Annotated in this window: 14 protein-coding genes and 1 pseudogene; 5 read left to right on the top strand and 10 right to left on the bottom strand. The window is 36.1% G+C overall.

Annotated features, from left to right (window positions below):
* On the top strand, positions 1-900 hold a 900-nt coding region (locus AC1WHX_RS04160; RefSeq protein WP_481228876.1), incomplete at its 5' end, for a tetratricopeptide repeat protein.
* Between the two features lie 59 nt (positions 901-959).
* Here AC1WHX_RS04160 and bioD read toward each other — a convergent pair.
* The 6 genes and pseudogenes from bioD to AC1WHX_RS04130 form a co-directional block, all read right to left on the bottom strand.
* Positions 960-1,604, bottom strand: a complete 645-nt coding sequence (gene bioD / locus AC1WHX_RS04155) for a dethiobiotin synthase (RefSeq protein ID WP_122337534.1) — start codon at positions 1,602-1,604, stop codon at positions 960-962.
* The gene (gene bioC / locus AC1WHX_RS04150; RefSeq protein WP_303116288.1) at positions 1,598-2,347 is read right to left on the bottom strand and encodes a malonyl-ACP O-methyltransferase BioC; all 750 of its coding nucleotides are present in this window, start codon (positions 2,345-2,347) and stop codon (positions 1,598-1,600) included. Before bioC ends, bioD begins: the two co-directional genes overlap by 7 nt.
* Positions 2,337-2,969 (bottom strand): pimeloyl-ACP methyl esterase BioG family protein, encoded by a 633-nt coding sequence (locus AC1WHX_RS04145; protein WP_022602734.1) that lies wholly within the window; start codon positions 2,967-2,969, stop codon positions 2,337-2,339. Before AC1WHX_RS04145 ends, bioC begins: the two co-directional genes overlap by 11 nt.
* Positions 2,966-4,132, bottom strand: a complete 1,167-nt coding sequence (locus tag AC1WHX_RS04140) for an aminotransferase class I/II-fold pyridoxal phosphate-dependent enzyme (RefSeq protein WP_122337533.1) — start codon at positions 4,130-4,132, stop codon at positions 2,966-2,968. Before AC1WHX_RS04140 ends, AC1WHX_RS04145 begins: the two co-directional genes overlap by 4 nt.
* Positions 4,133-4,136: 4 nt before the next feature.
* Positions 4,137-6,375 (bottom strand): annotated as a pseudogene (gene bioA / locus AC1WHX_RS04135) (adenosylmethionine--8-amino-7-oxononanoate transaminase).
* Positions 6,372-6,752, bottom strand: coding sequence for a hypothetical protein (locus AC1WHX_RS04130; RefSeq protein WP_022602730.1), 381 nt, complete (start codon positions 6,750-6,752; stop codon positions 6,372-6,374). Before AC1WHX_RS04130 ends, bioA begins: the two are co-directional and overlap by 4 nt.
* A gap of 137 nt (positions 6,753-6,889) precedes the next feature.
* On the opposite strand from AC1WHX_RS04130, the gene AC1WHX_RS04125 reads away from it, so the two are divergent.
* The 4 genes from AC1WHX_RS04125 to AC1WHX_RS04110 all read left to right on the top strand — a co-directional run bounded on the left by AC1WHX_RS04125 (position 6,890) and on the right by AC1WHX_RS04110 (position 10,453).
* On the top strand, positions 6,890-7,819 hold the full coding sequence (locus AC1WHX_RS04125) for a hypothetical protein (RefSeq protein WP_122337530.1): 930 nt from the start codon (positions 6,890-6,892) through the stop codon (positions 7,817-7,819).
* 17 nt (positions 7,820-7,836) lie between these two features.
* On the top strand, positions 7,837-8,847 hold the full coding sequence (gene murB, locus AC1WHX_RS04120) for a UDP-N-acetylmuramate dehydrogenase (RefSeq protein ID WP_122337529.1): 1,011 nt from the start codon (positions 7,837-7,839) through the stop codon (positions 8,845-8,847).
* Positions 8,848-8,863: 16 nt separating this feature from the next.
* Positions 8,864-9,628 carry an MBL fold metallo-hydrolase gene (locus AC1WHX_RS04115; RefSeq protein WP_122304259.1) on the top strand — a complete coding sequence of 255 codons (765 nt, stop codon included), beginning with the start codon at positions 8,864-8,866 and terminating at the stop codon, positions 9,626-9,628.
* A 63-nt stretch (positions 9,629-9,691) separates the two neighbouring features.
* Positions 9,692-10,453, top strand: coding sequence for a CDGSH iron-sulfur domain-containing protein (locus AC1WHX_RS04110; RefSeq protein ID WP_022389630.1), 762 nt, complete (start codon positions 9,692-9,694; stop codon positions 10,451-10,453).
* 299 nt (positions 10,454-10,752) lie between these two features.
* Here the strand turns inward: AC1WHX_RS04110 and AC1WHX_RS04105 are convergent, their stop codons facing one another.
* The 4 genes from AC1WHX_RS04105 to AC1WHX_RS04090 form a co-directional block, all read right to left on the bottom strand.
* The gene (locus tag AC1WHX_RS04105) at positions 10,753-11,448 is read right to left on the bottom strand and encodes an LrgB family protein (RefSeq protein WP_009317003.1); all 696 of its coding nucleotides are present in this window, start codon (positions 11,446-11,448) and stop codon (positions 10,753-10,755) included.
* Between the two features lie 11 nt (positions 11,449-11,459).
* Positions 11,460-11,798 carry a CidA/LrgA family protein gene (locus tag AC1WHX_RS04100; protein WP_022389629.1) on the bottom strand — a complete coding sequence of 113 codons (339 nt, stop codon included), beginning with the start codon at positions 11,796-11,798 and terminating at the stop codon, positions 11,460-11,462.
* Positions 11,799-11,803: 5 nt separating this feature from the next.
* Entirely contained in the window at positions 11,804-13,702 is a 1,899-nt protein-coding gene (locus tag AC1WHX_RS04095) for a RecQ family ATP-dependent DNA helicase (protein WP_122337528.1), read from the bottom strand.
* Positions 13,703-13,843: 141 nt separating this feature from the next.
* Entirely contained in the window at positions 13,844-17,314 is a 3,471-nt protein-coding gene (locus tag AC1WHX_RS04090; protein ID WP_122337527.1) for a PA14 domain-containing protein, read from the bottom strand.
* Positions 17,315-17,452 lie beyond the last annotated feature (138 nt).

Here is a 17,452-nt window from a genome sequence, read left to right as displayed (position 1 = left end):
GGGAAAGTGAAATCTAAATATCTGAAAGATATCAAGAATACGATTAAGAACAATCAACCTCATTTCTGGAGTGCCGGAGCTTATTTTTATAATGAAAAAGATTATAAAAAGGCTTATAAAATGTGGGAGATATATCAAGATATTCCCAAGTTGAATTTCATGGCCAAAGAAACTCTGAATGCAACGGACAGTTCCTATATGCAGATCAGATACTATGCAGCTTTGGCAGCTTTTCAAACAAAAGATAATAAGTTGGCGATTAAAGCATTGAATGAAGCCAAAAAAGACAACTATGAAATTCAGGATATTTATTATTATTTAGTTTATGCATATAGTCAAGAAAAAGATACTGTAAACCAGTTTAATACATTGAAGGAGGCTGTCGAGGTTTTAGGTGAGAAGGCAAATGATCCTAAATATCAGTTTATGTCTCAATTGATTAACTTATGTATTTATACGGGAAAAGGTGATGATGCGATAGCTTATTTGAAAAAAGCGTTGGAAGCTGATCCTAACATTGCTGAGTATTGGAAAGTTTTGGCTGTTCTATATTATGAAAATAAGAAAGATGAAGCAAATGCAGTGCAATGTTTAGAAAAAGCAATATCTGTAAAACCAGATTATGCCGAGGCTTATGGAGAGATGGGACGTATTTATTTTAATAAGGCTGTAACGGCAAGTAATGAAGCCAGCTTGATTAAAAATGATGCAGAATATCAGAAAGTAAGGGATGAAGTTGTGCTGGTTGCATATAAAAAAGCTCTTCCATATTATGAAAAAGCTCATTCGATGAAACCTGATGAAAACGAATATATGATTGCATTAAGAGGCATATATTATAATTTGGGTGATGAAGCTAATTTAAAGAAAATAGAAGCTGAAATGAATGCATCTGAATAAAAATAATAAGTCATTGACAAAAGAGCGGAGACAGAATGTGATCTGTCCCCGCTCTTTTATTATATAGTAACCTCCGGCATTTGTATTAGAAAAGCTTCGGGAAAATTTTTGCGTATATATTGATCTATTATTTTTAAAGAGTCTTGAACAATGACTTCATCCGTATAGGGAGAGAGGTTGTATATAACAGAATATAATTTCAAATTTCTATTTTTAATAGCTTCAAGACTTAAGAGTGTATGGTTTATGCTTCCTAATCTACCGGAAGTCACTAATATTATGGGATAATTTTGTTGGGATATGTAATCGATCGTCAGTAAATCGGGAGTAAGGGGAACCATGAGCCCTCCTGCACCTTCTAACAGAACTACATCATATCTTTCCTTTAAAATTTTACTTGACAAGGTTATTGCATCAATATCCAATTCTTTTTTGTCAATCTTTGCTGCAAGATGGGGCGATGAAGGATAACTGAAGATTACTGGTGCTGTCAGTTTTGAAATATCTTCCGGAAGCATTTCTATTTTCATAATCTTTCTATGAAGTTCAATATCCTCTGAGTATTCTTTGTTTCCTGTTTGTACTAATTTTTGCGTGATGACTTTTACATTCTGATTTAGCAGTTGTCCGGCAAGCCATCCGGTTGCTACTGATTTTCCGATATTTGTATCAATACCGCTAATAAAATAGATTCCTTTCATGATTTCTGTTTTTTTGATGCAATTATATAAATCGGGTGATATGTTAACGAAACTCCGTAATCTGATTTGAACAGCTTATTGTATTGATTTGTAAAATACAATAAATCAGATTTTGTCCATTTTTCTGAGGTGATACCATTGACGCCTGAACGTTTTAAATGCAATAGTACATCTTTAGGTGATGGAAAATAAACAGTTTTGATCTCTTCTTTCATTTTGATAATCTGAAATGAAGAAGAAATAATATGCTCTAAATCTGGTTCTGTAAAGTAAGATAAGCCGATGTCGGTAATTTGTTTTATTTCTGTGAGGTTTTTCTCTCCGAATGTCGAAATCGCTACAAGCCCTTTCTCTGAAAGAGTACGGTTCATTTTTTCTGAAAATAATGGAAGATTCTCCAGCCATTGTATAGCAGATGATCCGGCTATCAGATCGTATTTATCCGGAAAATTAATCGTCTCCATATCTCCGGGAATAAATTTTATGTCATCGGGAATATAATTGACAACTTCAGAACAAAGATCGTTTGCAGTAATAGTTGCAGAAGGGAAACTGGTACGTAATAATCGTGTGAAGAAGCCTGTTCCGCATCCGATTTCTAAAATTGAAGATATAGGATGGTCTGAATATACAGATAACAATCGGCATAATTCCGTCGCTATTTGATATTGTACAAAGGCTTCTTGTTCATATGTGGAGATAGCCTTTGTAAATGATTTTCTTATTTGTTGTTTATTAATCGACATATTTATTAAAATCTAAAAAATGGGCTTCATCTATAATTTCGTATTTTATTTTTCCCCATGCTTTTAGTTGATTCTTTGTTGGAAAAATAAAATCACGCGTTCCTATTATCGCTTTATCCCATTGGAAGGTTGATGTCATATCTTTTTTAACCATTGATTGTATAGAGATTAATTCTTGTTTTAGGCTTTCAATAGATCTGAGGGAAGAGTGCTTTATAAAAAACTGAAAATTCTCTTTACTTCCACACATTCGTTTATTAAACTTTAGTAAGCTCTGTTCGTTCAATAAATCTATTGTTTTTTGGAAAATTATCGGATCTATGCCTCTTTCTTTTTCTATCGGAAAAATCGTTCCGTTTATTGCGACACTTTTCCGAATAGGTAAGTTACAATTCTGTAAAGTATAAGATGCGGCCCATACCCCCATCGACCATCCATATACATCGATTGCTTGATAATTTTTATAATGAGATTTTTCGAAATCTATATCCGTATAATCGAAACAGATGCAAGTGTCGAAATCCTTCTTATTGATAGATAAGGTATTTTGATCCATGCCCCAACCTGTGAAGAATAAAATCAGAGACTTATTATTTTCTTGTTTTGTAAAGTATTGTTTCATGATTTTGATAAATTCCTGATACAGTATATTAATCGATTTATTTCTTCTTCTGTACAATTTGCAGTTAGAGAGAGCCGTATTCTTGCTGTTCCATCAGGGACTGTCGGAGGACGTACCGGAAGGACATAAAATCCTTGTTTTTGGAGTTCTTTTGCCGCATTATGTGCCGACTCTGAAGAACCTGTGATATAAGGTATAATATGGCTGCTACTTTGTATTTCCCGATTTTCCGAACTGAGTTCTTTTTTTAACAAGTTTGAGATTTTTTTTATATGTTCTCGTCGGCTATTCATGCCAACGGCTTTATTCAGTGTAAAAAGAGTCCATTTGAGATTGATCGGAGGTAGTGCTGTTGTAAAAATAAATGTCCTCATTGTATTAATAAGATATTCTCGCATTGTCCTATTGCAAATCAAGAATGCTCCGCAAGATCCCAGCGCCTTTCCGAATGTACCGATTAAAAAATCGATATGTTCGATAATATTGTGTTCTTCACAACAACCCAGTCCGTTGTTTCCCCGTACACCGATTGCATGCGCTTCGTCTATATAAAGCATAATTGCCGGATATTTTTGTTTAAATCGGACCAATGTTCGTAAATCCGATTCATCTCCGTCCATACTGAAAATGCTTTCCGTAACAATAATTATGCGGTCATGGTGCTCTCTGGCTTGTTGTATGAGGCGTTCAAGCTGTCGATAATCATTGTGCTTGAAACGAATACATTTTGCTTGACTAAGACGGATGCCGTCAATAATACTTGCGTGTACTAACTTGTCGGCAAGTATCATTGAGCGGGATGTTGTTACTGCCGGAAGGATTCCCGTATTTGCATGATAACCGCTGTTGAATACTAATGCTGACTCTGAATGAAATAATTCAGCCAAACGTTTTTCTAAAACAATATGATCTTCGTAATTACCGGTTTGTAATCGGGACGAAGATGCGGAAAACTGTAAATCGGATTCTTTTAAGTTTTCTAAAAACTCGGAATATAAATGGCGGTCTGTTGCGATACCCAAATAATCATTGGAAGTAAGATTGGTAAACTCTTTATTTCCTACAATAACACCTTTTTCACTATTGGTTATTATTTGCAACCTCCTTAGGTTTCCGGAACTTTCTATTTCTTTTAGCCTGTCCTTAAAATATTTGTCTTTCATCGTTTTATTGTTTGCTTACTACACTTAATAACGCTGATGTCAGTTGAGTTAATTGATCGGGATTGATGATGTATGGAGGCATAATATATACTAATTTGCCAAAAGGTCTTACCCAGACACCATGTTCGACAAACTGACATTGTATCTTGGACATGTCGACAACCTCTTTCATTTCAATGACTCCGATAGCGCCTAATATGCGGACATCTGCGACTTGTGGATATTCTTTGGCAGGAGAAAGAAATTCTTTTAATTGAGCTTCAATATTTTTAACCTGCATTTTCCAGTTGTTTTCTAATAATAGGTTGACAGAAGAAAGAGATATTGCACAAGCTAAAGGATTTCCCATAAAAGTTGGTCCGTGCATAAAGACACCGGGGAATCTGGAAGAGATTACATCAGCTACGTGATTTGTCGATAATACGGCAGCCATTGTAAGATATCCGCCGGTTAAGGCTTTACCGATGCACATAATATCTGGAGAAACATTAGCGTGTTCGCAAGCAAAAAGCTTTCCTGTACGACCGAATCCGGTAGCTATCTCATCGAATATTAATAAAAGGTGATATTCCTCACAGAGTTTTTTTGCCGCTTTTAGATATTGAGGATGATAAAATTTCATTCCTCCAGCACCTTGTACTATCGGTTCTAAAATCAATGCTGCAATATTTTCATGATGAGCTTTTATACATTCTTTTAATGGCACAATACAATTTTCATCCCAATCATCGTAAAAACGACAGCTTGGTGAAGGTACGAAATATCGGTGGGGAAGTGAACTCCCGAAAATAGAGTGCATGCCTGTCACAGGATCACAAACCGACATGGCATTCCATGTATCACCGTGATATCCCGACCGAATAGTAACAAAATTTGTTTTTTTATTTTTCCCTTGAGCATACCAATATTGCACAGCCATTTTAAGAGCTACTTCTACAGCCACAGATCCTGAATCACAATAGAATATCTTCTGGAGTCCTTCAGGGACTAACGTCAATAGCTTTTTCCCCAATTCTATTGCCGGACTATGAGTTAATCCTCCGAACATGATATGGGACATTTTAGACAATTGTTCTTGTGCTGCTCGATTTAGGACTGGATGATTGTATCCGTGTACGGCAGCCCACCAAGAAGACATTCCGTCAATTAGCTTTTTCCCGTTTTTTAGTTGAATATATACCCCGTCTGCCCGCTCTACTTCATACGTAGGTATGGGATTTGATGCAGATGTATAAGGATGCCATAAATGTTCTCTGTCAAAATTATTCGTTTTCATATTCATTGTCAATAGAATATCCGCAATTGGTAAATAGTTTTTTATCTTCGGCTACTTTAGAACCCACAGTCGTCAACATATCTCCGACGATAGAAGAATTGATACCGATCATTAGCGCTTTTTTCAGTGTATCTTGAGACAACTGCGCCCTTCCTCCGGCTAAACGTAAATATGCGTCGGGATTAATAAAGCGAAAGAGAGCGATAGTCGTGAGTATCTCGTCTGGAGATAATGGTGCGGTTTGTTCTAATGGTGTACCGGGTATGGGCTGTAATATATTGATAGGTATTGAATGTATGTTCAGTTGTTTCAAAGTAAAAGCCAATTCTATCCTTTGTTCTGCTGTTTCTCCCATGCCTATTATTCCCCCGGAACAAACTTCCATTCCAATTTCTTGTGCAGTACGAATTGTTTTTATTTTTTCTTCTTGAGTATGGGTAGAACACAAAGCCGGAAAATAGGAGGGAGCAGTCTCTAAGTTGCAGTGATACCGTTTTACCCCAGCGGCCAAGAGTAATGATAATTCTTGTTTATCCAAAAGGCCTAATGATGCGCAAAAACGAGTATTTGTATTAATGCTTGATATATGTTTGTATAAGTCGCATACCCGAGTTAATAGTTCTCCTTGAACTTTACGTCCGCTTGTAACTAATCCTAAATGATGTATTTTTTGTTGGAAAGCTAGAGTGGCTTGTTTCTGACACTCTTCCCGATCAATAAGGGAATATGTATTGATATGGGTTTTGTAATGCCCGGATTGTGCACACCATTTACAATCTTCCGGACATTTTCCGGAGCGAGCGTTTATAATGGAACACATATCGAATTTGTTCTTACAAAAATGTTTTGTAATTTCTCCTGAGGCTTTATATAAAGCTTCTTTATCTGTGGTTTTAAGCAAAGAGAATGCTTCTCTTTCCGATAAATGTCCCCCTGATAGGACTTTGTCTTTTAATTTTTTGATCATATTTTTTTATAAAAAAAAGACCGGAAACTACGTGATAGACAGTAGTCTTCGGTCTCTATTTGGTATAATAGAAAATAAATACAATAAGGAATATCGTTTGATGGGATAACAGGTAATATCTCTGATTTTTTGAATAAAAATGAAGTATTTGGAGGGGTATCTTCATCATTTTCATCAACTTCCGAGTGGCAAGTAAAGCCGCTTTTTTCTGGTGTATAGAGAATACCTTTTTGTTTTTTCAAGGAAATATCGATGATTGATTTACATACACATCCGATATTTACACATTTCCCGATACTTTGAAATGCTGCAAATTGATATCGACTCCAACGACGGAAACGAATGGTTTTCGAAATATTTTTTATGCTTAAAGTCATCAGTTGCAAATGTAATAGAAATAACTATAAAAAGAGTATTTTGTCTTTCTTTTAATTGCAGGATTTAATAAAACTTTGCATGTGATTTTATTACATTCTTCTTATATTTGATGCATAAATTGATATTTGAATATTCAATGAAATTGAGAACTTGTATATATATTATTGTTTTATTGGGAGTAATAGAGTCCTTTTGTGGTGAACCTCTTTTTGCTAAACGGAAAAAAGATAAAATAGAAGAGGCAAAACCGAGTGCTGAGGAATTGTTCGTTAAAAATAATTTTGAAGAAAAAAGGTGTGCCGAATGGACTAAAGGACGACGATTTATTTATGTTAGCAATGACCTTTCTCTTTTATTAAAGCCGGAACAGGATACAGTTCCGATACATGTCTCGTTTAAAAATAAGATTTTCACATTCGAAGGTATGATTGAAAAATCCATACTCGGACAGGCGCAGTATGCTGTATTGATTTTTGATTGTGAGGGGATAAAATACCAGTATAGAACCGAAAAGACTATAAAAGAGATAAAGGATAGCGATTATAAACCTTTACTGCCTGACATGGTTGCTGAAGAGGATGTACTGAAAGCCCGGAAAATGTTGATAGGAAAGACTTTATATATCAAAACATCTATTTGGTATGATGAGAACGGTGTGGAAATAGGAGGTCATAAATTCGTCCCGGTGGTGATCAAAGATATATTGCCCGGAGATAAGGTATTACCGATAAAGTTTGTTTTTGAGGATAATGTCGGAAATACGGCAAATGTATTAGGTACTTTATTCCCGGAAACATTAGCGACACAATATACGACGTTTGACAGACTTTTTAGTTTTGATAACCCGAGGAATCTGTATAAAACAATCTCTGATGTAAATTGGGATCTTATAACTAAGTCTAAAGTAATGAAAGGGATGACAAAGGATGAGTGTCGTTTGTCATTAGGCCGGCCTAATGATGTGAGAAGAATACCCACTTATGGGGGACTGAAAGAACAATGGTTCTATAATACTGGAAGTTATCTTTTTTTTGAAGACGGGATTTTGACGGACTTCAGATTATAAATTTTAAAATTTACCTTATGATAACAATAGAAGAGAATAAATCTCTGCAACAATTACATACATTTCATTTATCTGTTTCAGCCCGGTGGTTTGCCGAATATCAATCAATAGAAGAGTTGATAGACTTATTAAAAACCGATTTATTGAGAGAGAATCCATTCTTGCAAATCGGGGGAGGTAGTAATTTATTGTTTACATCCGATTATGAAGGAGTAATATTACATTCGAAAATAAAATTCATCGAAGTGGTATCGGAAACTTCTGAATATGTAACTGTAAAAGCCGGTTCAGGAGTGGTTTGGGACGATTTTGTTAAATATTCGGTAAGTAATGGATGGGGTGGAGCAGAAAACTTATCATTAATTCCCGGAGAAGTCGGAGCAAGTGCCGTCCAGAATATCGGAGCTTATGGTGTTGAAGTGAAAGATATTATTCTGCAAGTAGAGGCGATTGAGGTGGCAACAGGCAAAGAACGGACATTTATGAGCAAGGAGTGCATGTACGGATATAGGGACAGCATATTCAAGAAAGAACTAAAAGGTAAATATATTATAACATCGGTAGTGTATTTGCTCCGAAAAAATCCGGTTTATCATCTTGATTATGGGAATCTTCGTCATGCTATCGGCAATAAAAATATTAATTTGCAAACAATAAGGGATACTGTAATAGAGGTTAGAAAATCGAAACTTCCCGATCCTGATGATTATGGAAATGCTGGTAGCTTTTTTATGAATCCGGTTATTCCTGTTTCTCAATACAATCTGTTAAAAGAAAAATATCCGGAAATACCGTTTTATCCAGTTGATACCCAGTCTGTGAAAGTCCCGGCAGCATGGCTTATTGATAAAGCCGGGTGGAAAAATAAAATGTTGGGAGGAGCAGCAGTACATGATAAACAGTGTTTAGTATTAATAAATAAAGATAATGCTGTAGCAAAGGATATTATAGATTTGGCTCAAAATATAGTTGATTCTGTAAAATCTCTTTATGGAATAACAATTAAACCTGAAGTAAATTATATATAGTTTCTGCCGGAATATTATGCAAATTAAATTTTTAGGAACAGGGACATCGACCGGAGTACCTGAAATTGCATGCCATTGTGAAGTTTGTTCTTCGAATGATCCGAGAGACCGAAGATTAAGGACATCGGCGTTGTTTACAATAAAGGGTAAAAATATTTTAATAGATTGTGGTCCGGATTTTCGGCAACAGATGTTATGCAGTCATACAGAAAAGATCGATGCGGTTTTATTAACCCATGTACATTATGATCATACGAGTGGTTTAGATGAGTTGCGAGTTTTTTGTAAAGAGCATTCTGTGGATGTCTTTTTAGAGCCTTGGGTTGCAGATGCGATAAGGGCAAGAATACCTTATTGTTTTGTCGAACATCCTTATCCGGGTGTTGCAAGTCTTAATCTAAATGAGATTGGCACAGATCCGTTTTGCGTACAGGATATCTCTGTAATACCGATTCGAGTAATGCATTATAAACTTCCCATATTAGGTTATCGTATTGAAGATGTGGCCTATATTACGGATATGTTATATATCTCGGAGGAAGAGATGGAGAAAATAAAAGATGTTAAAATATTAATTATTAATGCATTGCGTCATACAGAACATATATCTCATCAGACATTAGACATGGCATTGAGTCTTATAAAACGTGTAAAGCCCGAAAGAGCTTATCTTATTCATATGAGCCACCATATGGGATTACATGAAGTGGAATCGAAAAAATTACCTGAGAATGTATATTTCGCCCATGACGGATTACTAATCGACACGGAATATATATAAACGAACAACTAATCTATAACTTCAGTTGTTTTATTAAAGTAATTCAATTCTAAAAAGTTTTTTATGAAAAAGACAACTGAACCGAACGTGGAGATAGGAACTTCTGCTGCTCCAGAGATGTTTTACATTAAAATTTTAGCAGACGGACCATATTTAGTATATGGAAATCCCCCTATTGATCAAGAAATTATTATGCCTAATGAAGATGGAGCTTCTTGGGTTTATAAAAAAGGACGTCATTACAAGACCGAAGGTGAATATACGGCACTTTGTCGTTGTGGTGAATCTTGTAAAAAACCTTTTTGCGATGGTTCTCATTCTAAAGCGGACTGGAATCCGGAAGAAACAAGCGACAAACGTCCTTTATTGGAAGATGCCGAACTGTTCGAAGGTCCGGCAATGGTATTGGCCGATAATGAGAAATATTGTGCTTTTGCTCGTTTTTGTGATGCATACGGTCGTATCTGGAATATTGTACAGACTGCGAAAACTCAAGATGAAATAGACCTTGTCAAACATGAGGCTGGTCATTGTCCAGCTGGACGCTTGGTTGTATGGGATAAAAAAACAAAAAAAGTTTTTGAACCGTCGTTTGATCCTTCAATTGGGATTATAGAGGATCCCGGAATCAAGGTAAGTGGTCCTATATGGGTGAAAGGTGGAATTCGTGTTGAGAGTGCTGACGGAAGTAGCTATGAGATTAGAAATAGAGTTACTTTGTGCCGTTGTGGTCAATCTTCCAATAAACCTTTTTGTGACGGGACTCACGCTTCTATGCATTTTAGAGATAATTTGCCTTTAGAAGCCGGTAAAGAAGAATGGTAGTTCTATTTTCAAGTATGTTTTTCCGTTCCGGACTATGAGACGTGTAGGGATGGATAAACAGCTCTAAAGTAGGGGTATAAGAACTTATTAAAGTTTTGTTTGTGGCTGTTTTGAGGATACTCTTTCGAGGATATTTTTCTGTTTTTTGCAAAGATGATAACGGGCTATTTGATGATTAAAAACGGGGAAAAAGACCAAAAGAAAATGAAAAAATGATTTGATAATATTTTCTTATTGGAAAATTAAGACTGGTTCTAAAAGTTTGAGTAAAATATATACTCAAACCTTTGGGCTAGCTCTTATTTATAAAACAGATTTTCGACCAATGGAATCAACAAAGAAGTCATAATTCCCATCAATCCTATTGCGAGTCCGCTAATAGCCCCTTCTACAGCACCGAGTTCTATTGCCTTAGCTGTACCTAAACCGTGCGCAGCCGCGCCAAGAGCAAGACCTTTGGCAACCCGGCTTTTTATATGTAATTTACGAAGGATAAACGGCCCGATAATTCCACCTAATATACCGCAAATAACGACAGTAATAGCTGTTAATGACGGAATTCCTCCACTTTTTGCAGAAAGGCTTAATGCTATGGGGGTAGTAACGGATTTAGGCTCTAATGAGACAATGACACTATGTTCTACTCCCATTAGTTTGCAAATCCAAATTACGCTTACGATCCCTACTAAACTTCCGACAATAATAGAAGAAGTGATGGATAGAACTTTTCCTTTTAAATATCCGATTTGTTCGTATAAAACATAACCCAATGCTACGACAGAAGGTCCTAACATGAAATGTATCATGTAACTGCCTTTGGAAAAAGTCTCGTAATCGATTCCTGCCCATTTTAATACTCCAATAATAATCGCTATACTGATAATAATGGGATGGAGCAGCGCAATTTTACTTTTGGTATAAATATATGTTCCTGATAAATAACTTGCTAATACGAGAAATAACAAAAATGGGGTAGAAGATAATATTTCGTTCATATAAATACAGTTTATAGCTTTTTTTCTAATTTATCTTGCATATATCCGACAACAGCGATAATAACAGCTGTCGTTACGACAGATACGATTAATAATGCTGCCCAATAGCGAGAAATGAGATCGAAAGATGCCATAAGACCGACTCCTGCAGGAACAAAAAAAAGTGCCATATTCTGTGTCAATGCGTTCGATACACTTCTTACATCTCGAGGTTTTACGAATTTCAGTAAAAGAGACAAAAATAACAGAACCATTCCGCAAACACTGCCCGGGACAATTCCATTAATTAAAAAACTTAAGAATTCTCCTAAAAAATAGAATAACATAATAATAGATGCACCTTTAACCATAATTTTTATATATAATAAAGTCCGTCTTTAACTTGAACAAATTGTTCATCACATAAGAAACGTAATGTTTCTACTATTTTTTCCTGTGAAAAAGGAATACGTGCTATAATTGTGTCGAGACTACATTTATCAGCTTGCAATAGTTTGTAGATTTCTTTTTCTATTCGGGAGAAATCTCCGGAAGTTAATTCTCCGGATTTTTGTTGCAAACAAATATCGCATAATCCGCATTCTCTGTTAAATGTCTCGCCAAAATAGTTTAATAATATTTGTGTTCTGCATTTTTTATCGTGAAGTACATATTCCAACATACTATGAATGCGATGAGAAAAACGTTCTTTGCGTTCTTCATAAACATTTCGGGGTATTGATAAATATTTCAGATCCTCTCGAGGTGTGGTATATATAATAAAAGGTGTCCTTTTTTGCGGTATGTAGTGTAAAATATGCTGTTTTGAAAAATAGATTAAGTTTTCGTATACCTCTTGAGGGGAGAGCCCGCTTCGTCTTGACAAGAGATCTTCCTGAATAAAAACGTAATCGGCGAATAAACCTGTATAGGAACGAAGTAAACATTGTAATAATTCTTCTTTTTCAGAATCGTCCGTTTGCAATTTGTACAATTCATCACGTTGTACGGTTATCATTACTCTCGACAGAGATTCTACTTCTTCCGTAAACTCTATATATTGAGCTTGTTCTAATATTTTTAGTGCGTTAAATGTCGGTAATATGGGAAATTTAAACGTTTTGCAGAATGTGTTTAAATTGAAATCAAAAACAGAATTCATTCCCGATCCGACTGCTACTTGCAAAAAGTTTCCTAATGCTTCATATACACGAGATATAAATTCTCGTTCGGGAAACATATCACGGATTCTCTTTTCTAATTTTACCTTATCGGCATTTGCATATAAAATAACAGCATATGCCTGGAGTCCATCTCTTCCTGCGCGTCCGGCTTCTTGATAGTACTCTTCCGGAGAGTTAGGTAAATCCAAATGAATAACGAGTCGTACATCCGGTTTATCTATGCCCATTCCAAAAGCATTTGTGGCGACAATTACCCGACAATGATCTTCTTTCCAGGATTGTTGCTTACGGTTTTTATCTTCTGATTTTAAACCTGCATGATAAAAATCCGCACTGATTTTGAATCTTCTTAATTCTTCCGCAATCTCTTTTGTTTTTTGTCTGCTGCGGACATAGATTATGGCACTTCCCGGAACACGATTGAGAATATGTATTAATTGTTGAATTTTATTTTCTCCGTAGCGTACTACATAAGAAAGATTAGGGCGGAAAAAACTTTTTTGAAAGACTTTTCCTTTTTTGAAATGGAGTTTTTCTTGTATATCTTCTACGACTTGGGGAGTTGCAGTTGCAGTCAAGGCTAATACGGGAACATCGGGGAATAAAGTCCTTATGTCGGCAATTTTTATATATGAAGGTCTGAAATCATACCCCCATTGGGAGATGCAATGGGCTTCATCCACCACTAATAGAGAGACTTTCATTGCTTTTACTTTGGATAGGAAAAGATCGTTTGAAAGACGTTCCGGAGAAATGTATAAAAACTTATATTTACCGAATATGCAATTTTCTAATGTAACGATCGTTTCGTGACGAGTTAATCCGGAATATAGATAAGCCGCTTTAATATCTCTGGCTCTAAGATTATCCACCTGATCTTTCATTAATGCGATCAGAGGTGTTATAACTAAACAAATTCCATCCATAGCTAGGACAGGAACTTGAAATGTTAAGGATTTCCCTCCTCCTGTCGGCATCAAGCCCAAGGTATCATTTCCTGTCAGTACGGAATTGATAATATCTTCTTGTAAAGGTCTGAATGTATCATATCCCCAATATCGTTTTAATATTTCGTAGATGTTTTGTCCCATACCTATGTTCGAGGTTGCAAAATTACAAATTGTAATGGCATATTTTTCTTTTTGACGGTTATTTTAATTGTACATTAGATAAAAACGGCTTCGGATATAAAGTACCGAAGCCGTTTTTTATTTCTGTTATAGAATGTTATATTATCGAGTTTGAGAATATTCAATAAAATTGTATATCAATTTCTTAGCTACATCAGAAGATCCAGAGGTCAGGTCTAGATTCGGCATAATATCTAATGTAGAGAAGATTATTTTACCTTTACCGCAAGGGATAATTCCTACGGCTGTTCCAAGATTGAAACCATGACTTCTATATACTCCTGCAACCAATTCTTCCCCTTCAAGTTTTAGTCCTAACCTGTGATCTCCGTCATGAACTAATGCTTGATAAGGCCAGCTCATACCGACATTGCCCGGCAGATCTTTAAATAGGGGATGTGCTTTTACGAAATGAACTCCGCCGACCCAATTTTTGCCCATTGCAAAATTACCTTTATTTTTAAGATTTGTGTATTTAGAGATGACATCCATCCATGTTTCTGCTGATTCTAACAAAATAAGGGTGGTGCCGTCATTTTTGCAACGATCTATTAATGATTTAGGATCAAGAGTCGCATTTCCAGGTGTAGACCATTGCAATTGAATTGTTCCGGTTTGTTTTTGTTGTCGGTATTCTACTTGGATATTTATGGCTTTTCCTGCTTCAAGAGTAACAGGCCGTTGGTAAGTGTACATTTTTTTGTTACCCCACTCATCAATTACCCGTTGTCCATTAATAGAAAGGCGTAAGCCACCATCTGTATTGACAGCTATAAGATATTGTCCGGAAACAGAAGGCATGAGTTTTCCTTTCCATATTGCAGAAAACGGTTGATTTGCAGATACAGAAGCATCTGGTTGCGCACCGTCTGCGAATTGGAAATCAATATGTGTGTCTGTACGAGTTCCTGCAGCTTCTCTTAAATCGTCGTCTTTAAAGAAAGTTGCAACAATTCCCGGTTTATCATCATTGGTTATGTATGCTTCGGGTTGTATTTTTTGTGGGGCATCTAATGGAGGACGTGTAATGACGACCCAGTCCAATTTGCCTGCATTTTCAGAAAAATCGGGAAGTATATTTCCGGTCTCTTGTTTATAAAAACTTACAAATGTATTCTTTGTGTCATTTTTATAGATAGCTCCAGTACCTGATAATTTTTGAGAATTCCAGTTTACTCCTAATACTTGATCTTTTCCAGAGGCTTGTTTTTCTTTATTTAGATCATATAAAGTTGCTTCTATTGAAAACATTCCGGATTGATTATTTAGAGGAAGTTGCATATCTCCGATTAATAGTTCTCCGAATGTTTCTCCTCCCGAAAGTTGAACATTTTTATTTTCTTGATATATATTTTTACCATTCGGATCTTTTACATTGATAGATAAAATATGTTTTCCTTTCAGATTTTTTTCATTGACAATATAAAAATCTACTGGAACGGAATTCGGAGTATGGATAATTTGTTTTCTCGGACTGATTGCCACATAAAGCGGCTGGTTATAATATGCCAAAATTTTAGAGTCTCCTTTTGCATTCCTATAAAGGTCCACAACACCAGAATGGTTGTCATAGGGCATAGATTCCCATCCGTTAATTACATAGCAGTCACCTAAGTTCTGCATTCTCATGCCTTGAATTCTACGACCTTGGTGTTCAAATGATATGTCTCCCATTTTTTCGGTGAGCATATCAACAGTTTTGAAATATGGCTCTAAATTTTTATCTGAGAAAAATTTACAAAATTCTTTGTATTGTTTTTGCCAAAATTTCCCGTCCCAGCCGGTTTTCTCAGTTTTAGAGAGATAATCGTCTATTTCTTTTATACGAGGAGGTGTAGAAATGGCAGCCTCTTCTCCACGCATATATATTTCAGTATTATTATCGGTGTACATAAGATTGTCAGTCGGTGATTTATAAAAATCTTCTCTCCAAGTTTCCGGACCTCCGGCTCTGTGGTTATCGAACCAGCCGTTCATGTATAGTTTTGTATCAAACGGACGGAAATGGGCTTTTGAGTCTTCTAAAGCATCTTTTTTGTTAGCCCATCCAGAGGTGAATGTAATTGTTCGACTCGGATCGATAGCATGTGCATCCCGCATATCCTCGAATCGTTTTGCTACCAATTCTTTATCTTTGGATAAACGACCTCCGAATTCATTAATCATATTATAAATAACCAAACTGGGATGACTTCTGTCTCGCTTGATCATACGGAATACTTTTTCACGTAAGATAGTTCGGATAAAAGGATCATGAGTACCCGAATGAAAAGAACCGGGTTCTTCATAATACAGCAACCCCATTTCGTCAGCTTTGTCCAATACAACGGGAGTTCCTATGTTTCTATGAAAGTTCAGCATATTGAGACCTAACTGTTTTGCTGTAGTTATTTGTTTCTCGGCCATTTCTGGAGTTGCGATTAATCCCGTTACTGGCCAATATCCCCAAGAAATAGCACTTCTCAGCATAATACGACGGCCGTTCAATTTCAATGTAGCTTCTTCTCCAATATTTTCTGGTGCGAACCATCGAAAACCGAAAGTTCGTTCATCATTATCTTTATTGGAAAGAGATACTTTGCCCACATATAAATTGGGAGATTCTATATCCCAAATTTTTGCATTCGGAGCATCTACTTCTATTGTTACCCGGCTATCGCCTTGAGGAATTTGGTGATTTTTTATTTGCTTTGAAAATATTTTTATCGATGGATTATTTTTTTCAACAATATCGAGATTGATATTTTGCTTTAATTTTCTATCTGTCAGATTTCGTATAGAGATAATTGCATTTACTTTTGTCTTTTGCGGTGTATTTTGCATGTAAATGTCAGATATATATACCGGATTTAATGCTTTCAAGTTCACATCTCCAAGTATGCCTCCAAAACCGCGTCCCGGTGGAATCAAATATTTTCCCCAATTCATGACGTCGAAATCTTGCCAGTGAAAATTTCCTCCGGGATTGGTAACACGGACAGCAAGAAGTTGCTTTTCTCCCGGACGTATAGCTTTAGTCACATTTGCTTCGAATGGAGTTTCTCCAACAATATCATATGCTACGAGTTGTCCGTCAAGATAGACTTCTGCTCTCATTCTTACAGCTCCGAACTCTAAAATAAATGTCGCGTCTTTCAGATCTTTAGGGATATCGAGAGTTCTAAACCACCAGCTGACACCGGAAAAATCTGTAGGCCGAGGCCAGTCCGATACGGTCATGTATTCTTCAACAGTCCCCGGCACACTTACTTTTTTTGCGGTGCTTGTATTTAATGATTCCCATCCTCCGGTGGGCGGATTAACCGGCAGTTTGGATAGATCTGACACTTCTGTCGGCAGATATAACCGGTCATTATTCCAGCCGGCAGGAGAATTTACCGATAATGTTGATAATCTCGCCACTTCGCTTGGAAGATAAAGTTTGTCATTTTTCCATTCAGCTTTCGTGTCACGCCATAAATACCATTCCGATCCGGATAGAGGAATAATAACACGGGATTGATTTCTTGTGGATGCAATCCCTAAAAGAGTATTGAGCAGGAGTAAATAGCTCAATAAATGAATTTTTTTCATGTTTATTCTGATTTTTAGATAAAGTTTTTATGTTACAAAATAAGGTTTCTCCTATTAATATTTTATCGAGATATGTATTAAAAGGCGCATAATATCCTATTAAAAATTATATTATTCGGTAATATGAACTGTTTACTG

The sequence above is a fragment of the Coprobacter sp. genome (assembly GCF_982436375.1).
The sequence above is the reverse complement of the archived record's forward strand: the minus strand, read 5'-3'. Positions and strand labels throughout refer to the sequence as shown.

Coding starts and splice junctions, on each gene's coding strand:
- bioC (WP_303116288.1), bottom strand. CDS start 2,347: ATGTCGATTAATAAACAACAAATAAGAAAATCATTTACAAAGGCTATC.
- AC1WHX_RS04105 (WP_009317003.1), bottom strand. CDS start 11,448: ATGAACGAAATATTATCTTCTACCCCATTTTTGTTATTTCTCGTATTA.
- AC1WHX_RS04125 (WP_122337530.1), top strand. CDS start 6,890: ATGAAATTGAGAACTTGTATATATATTATTGTTTTATTGGGAGTAATA.
- AC1WHX_RS04110 (WP_022389630.1), top strand. CDS start 9,692: ATGAAAAAGACAACTGAACCGAACGTGGAGATAGGAACTTCTGCTGCT.
- AC1WHX_RS04130 (WP_022602730.1), bottom strand. CDS start 6,752: ATGACTTTAAGCATAAAAAATATTTCGAAAACCATTCGTTTCCGTCGT.
- AC1WHX_RS04100 (WP_022389629.1), bottom strand. CDS start 11,798: ATGGTTAAAGGTGCATCTATTATTATGTTATTCTATTTTTTAGGAGAA.
- AC1WHX_RS04145 (WP_022602734.1), bottom strand. CDS start 2,969: ATGAAACAATACTTTACAAAACAAGAAAATAATAAGTCTCTGATTTTA.
- AC1WHX_RS04095 (WP_122337528.1), bottom strand. CDS start 13,702: ATGGGACAAAACATCTACGAAATATTAAAACGATATTGGGGATATGAT.
- AC1WHX_RS04140 (WP_122337533.1), bottom strand. CDS start 4,132: ATGAAAGACAAATATTTTAAGGACAGGCTAAAAGAAATAGAAAGTTCC.
- AC1WHX_RS04090 (WP_122337527.1), bottom strand. CDS start 17,314: ATGAAAAAAATTCATTTATTGAGCTATTTACTCCTGCTCAATACTCTT.
- murB (WP_122337529.1), top strand. CDS start 7,837: ATGATAACAATAGAAGAGAATAAATCTCTGCAACAATTACATACATTT.
- AC1WHX_RS04115 (WP_122304259.1), top strand. CDS start 8,864: ATGCAAATTAAATTTTTAGGAACAGGGACATCGACCGGAGTACCTGAA.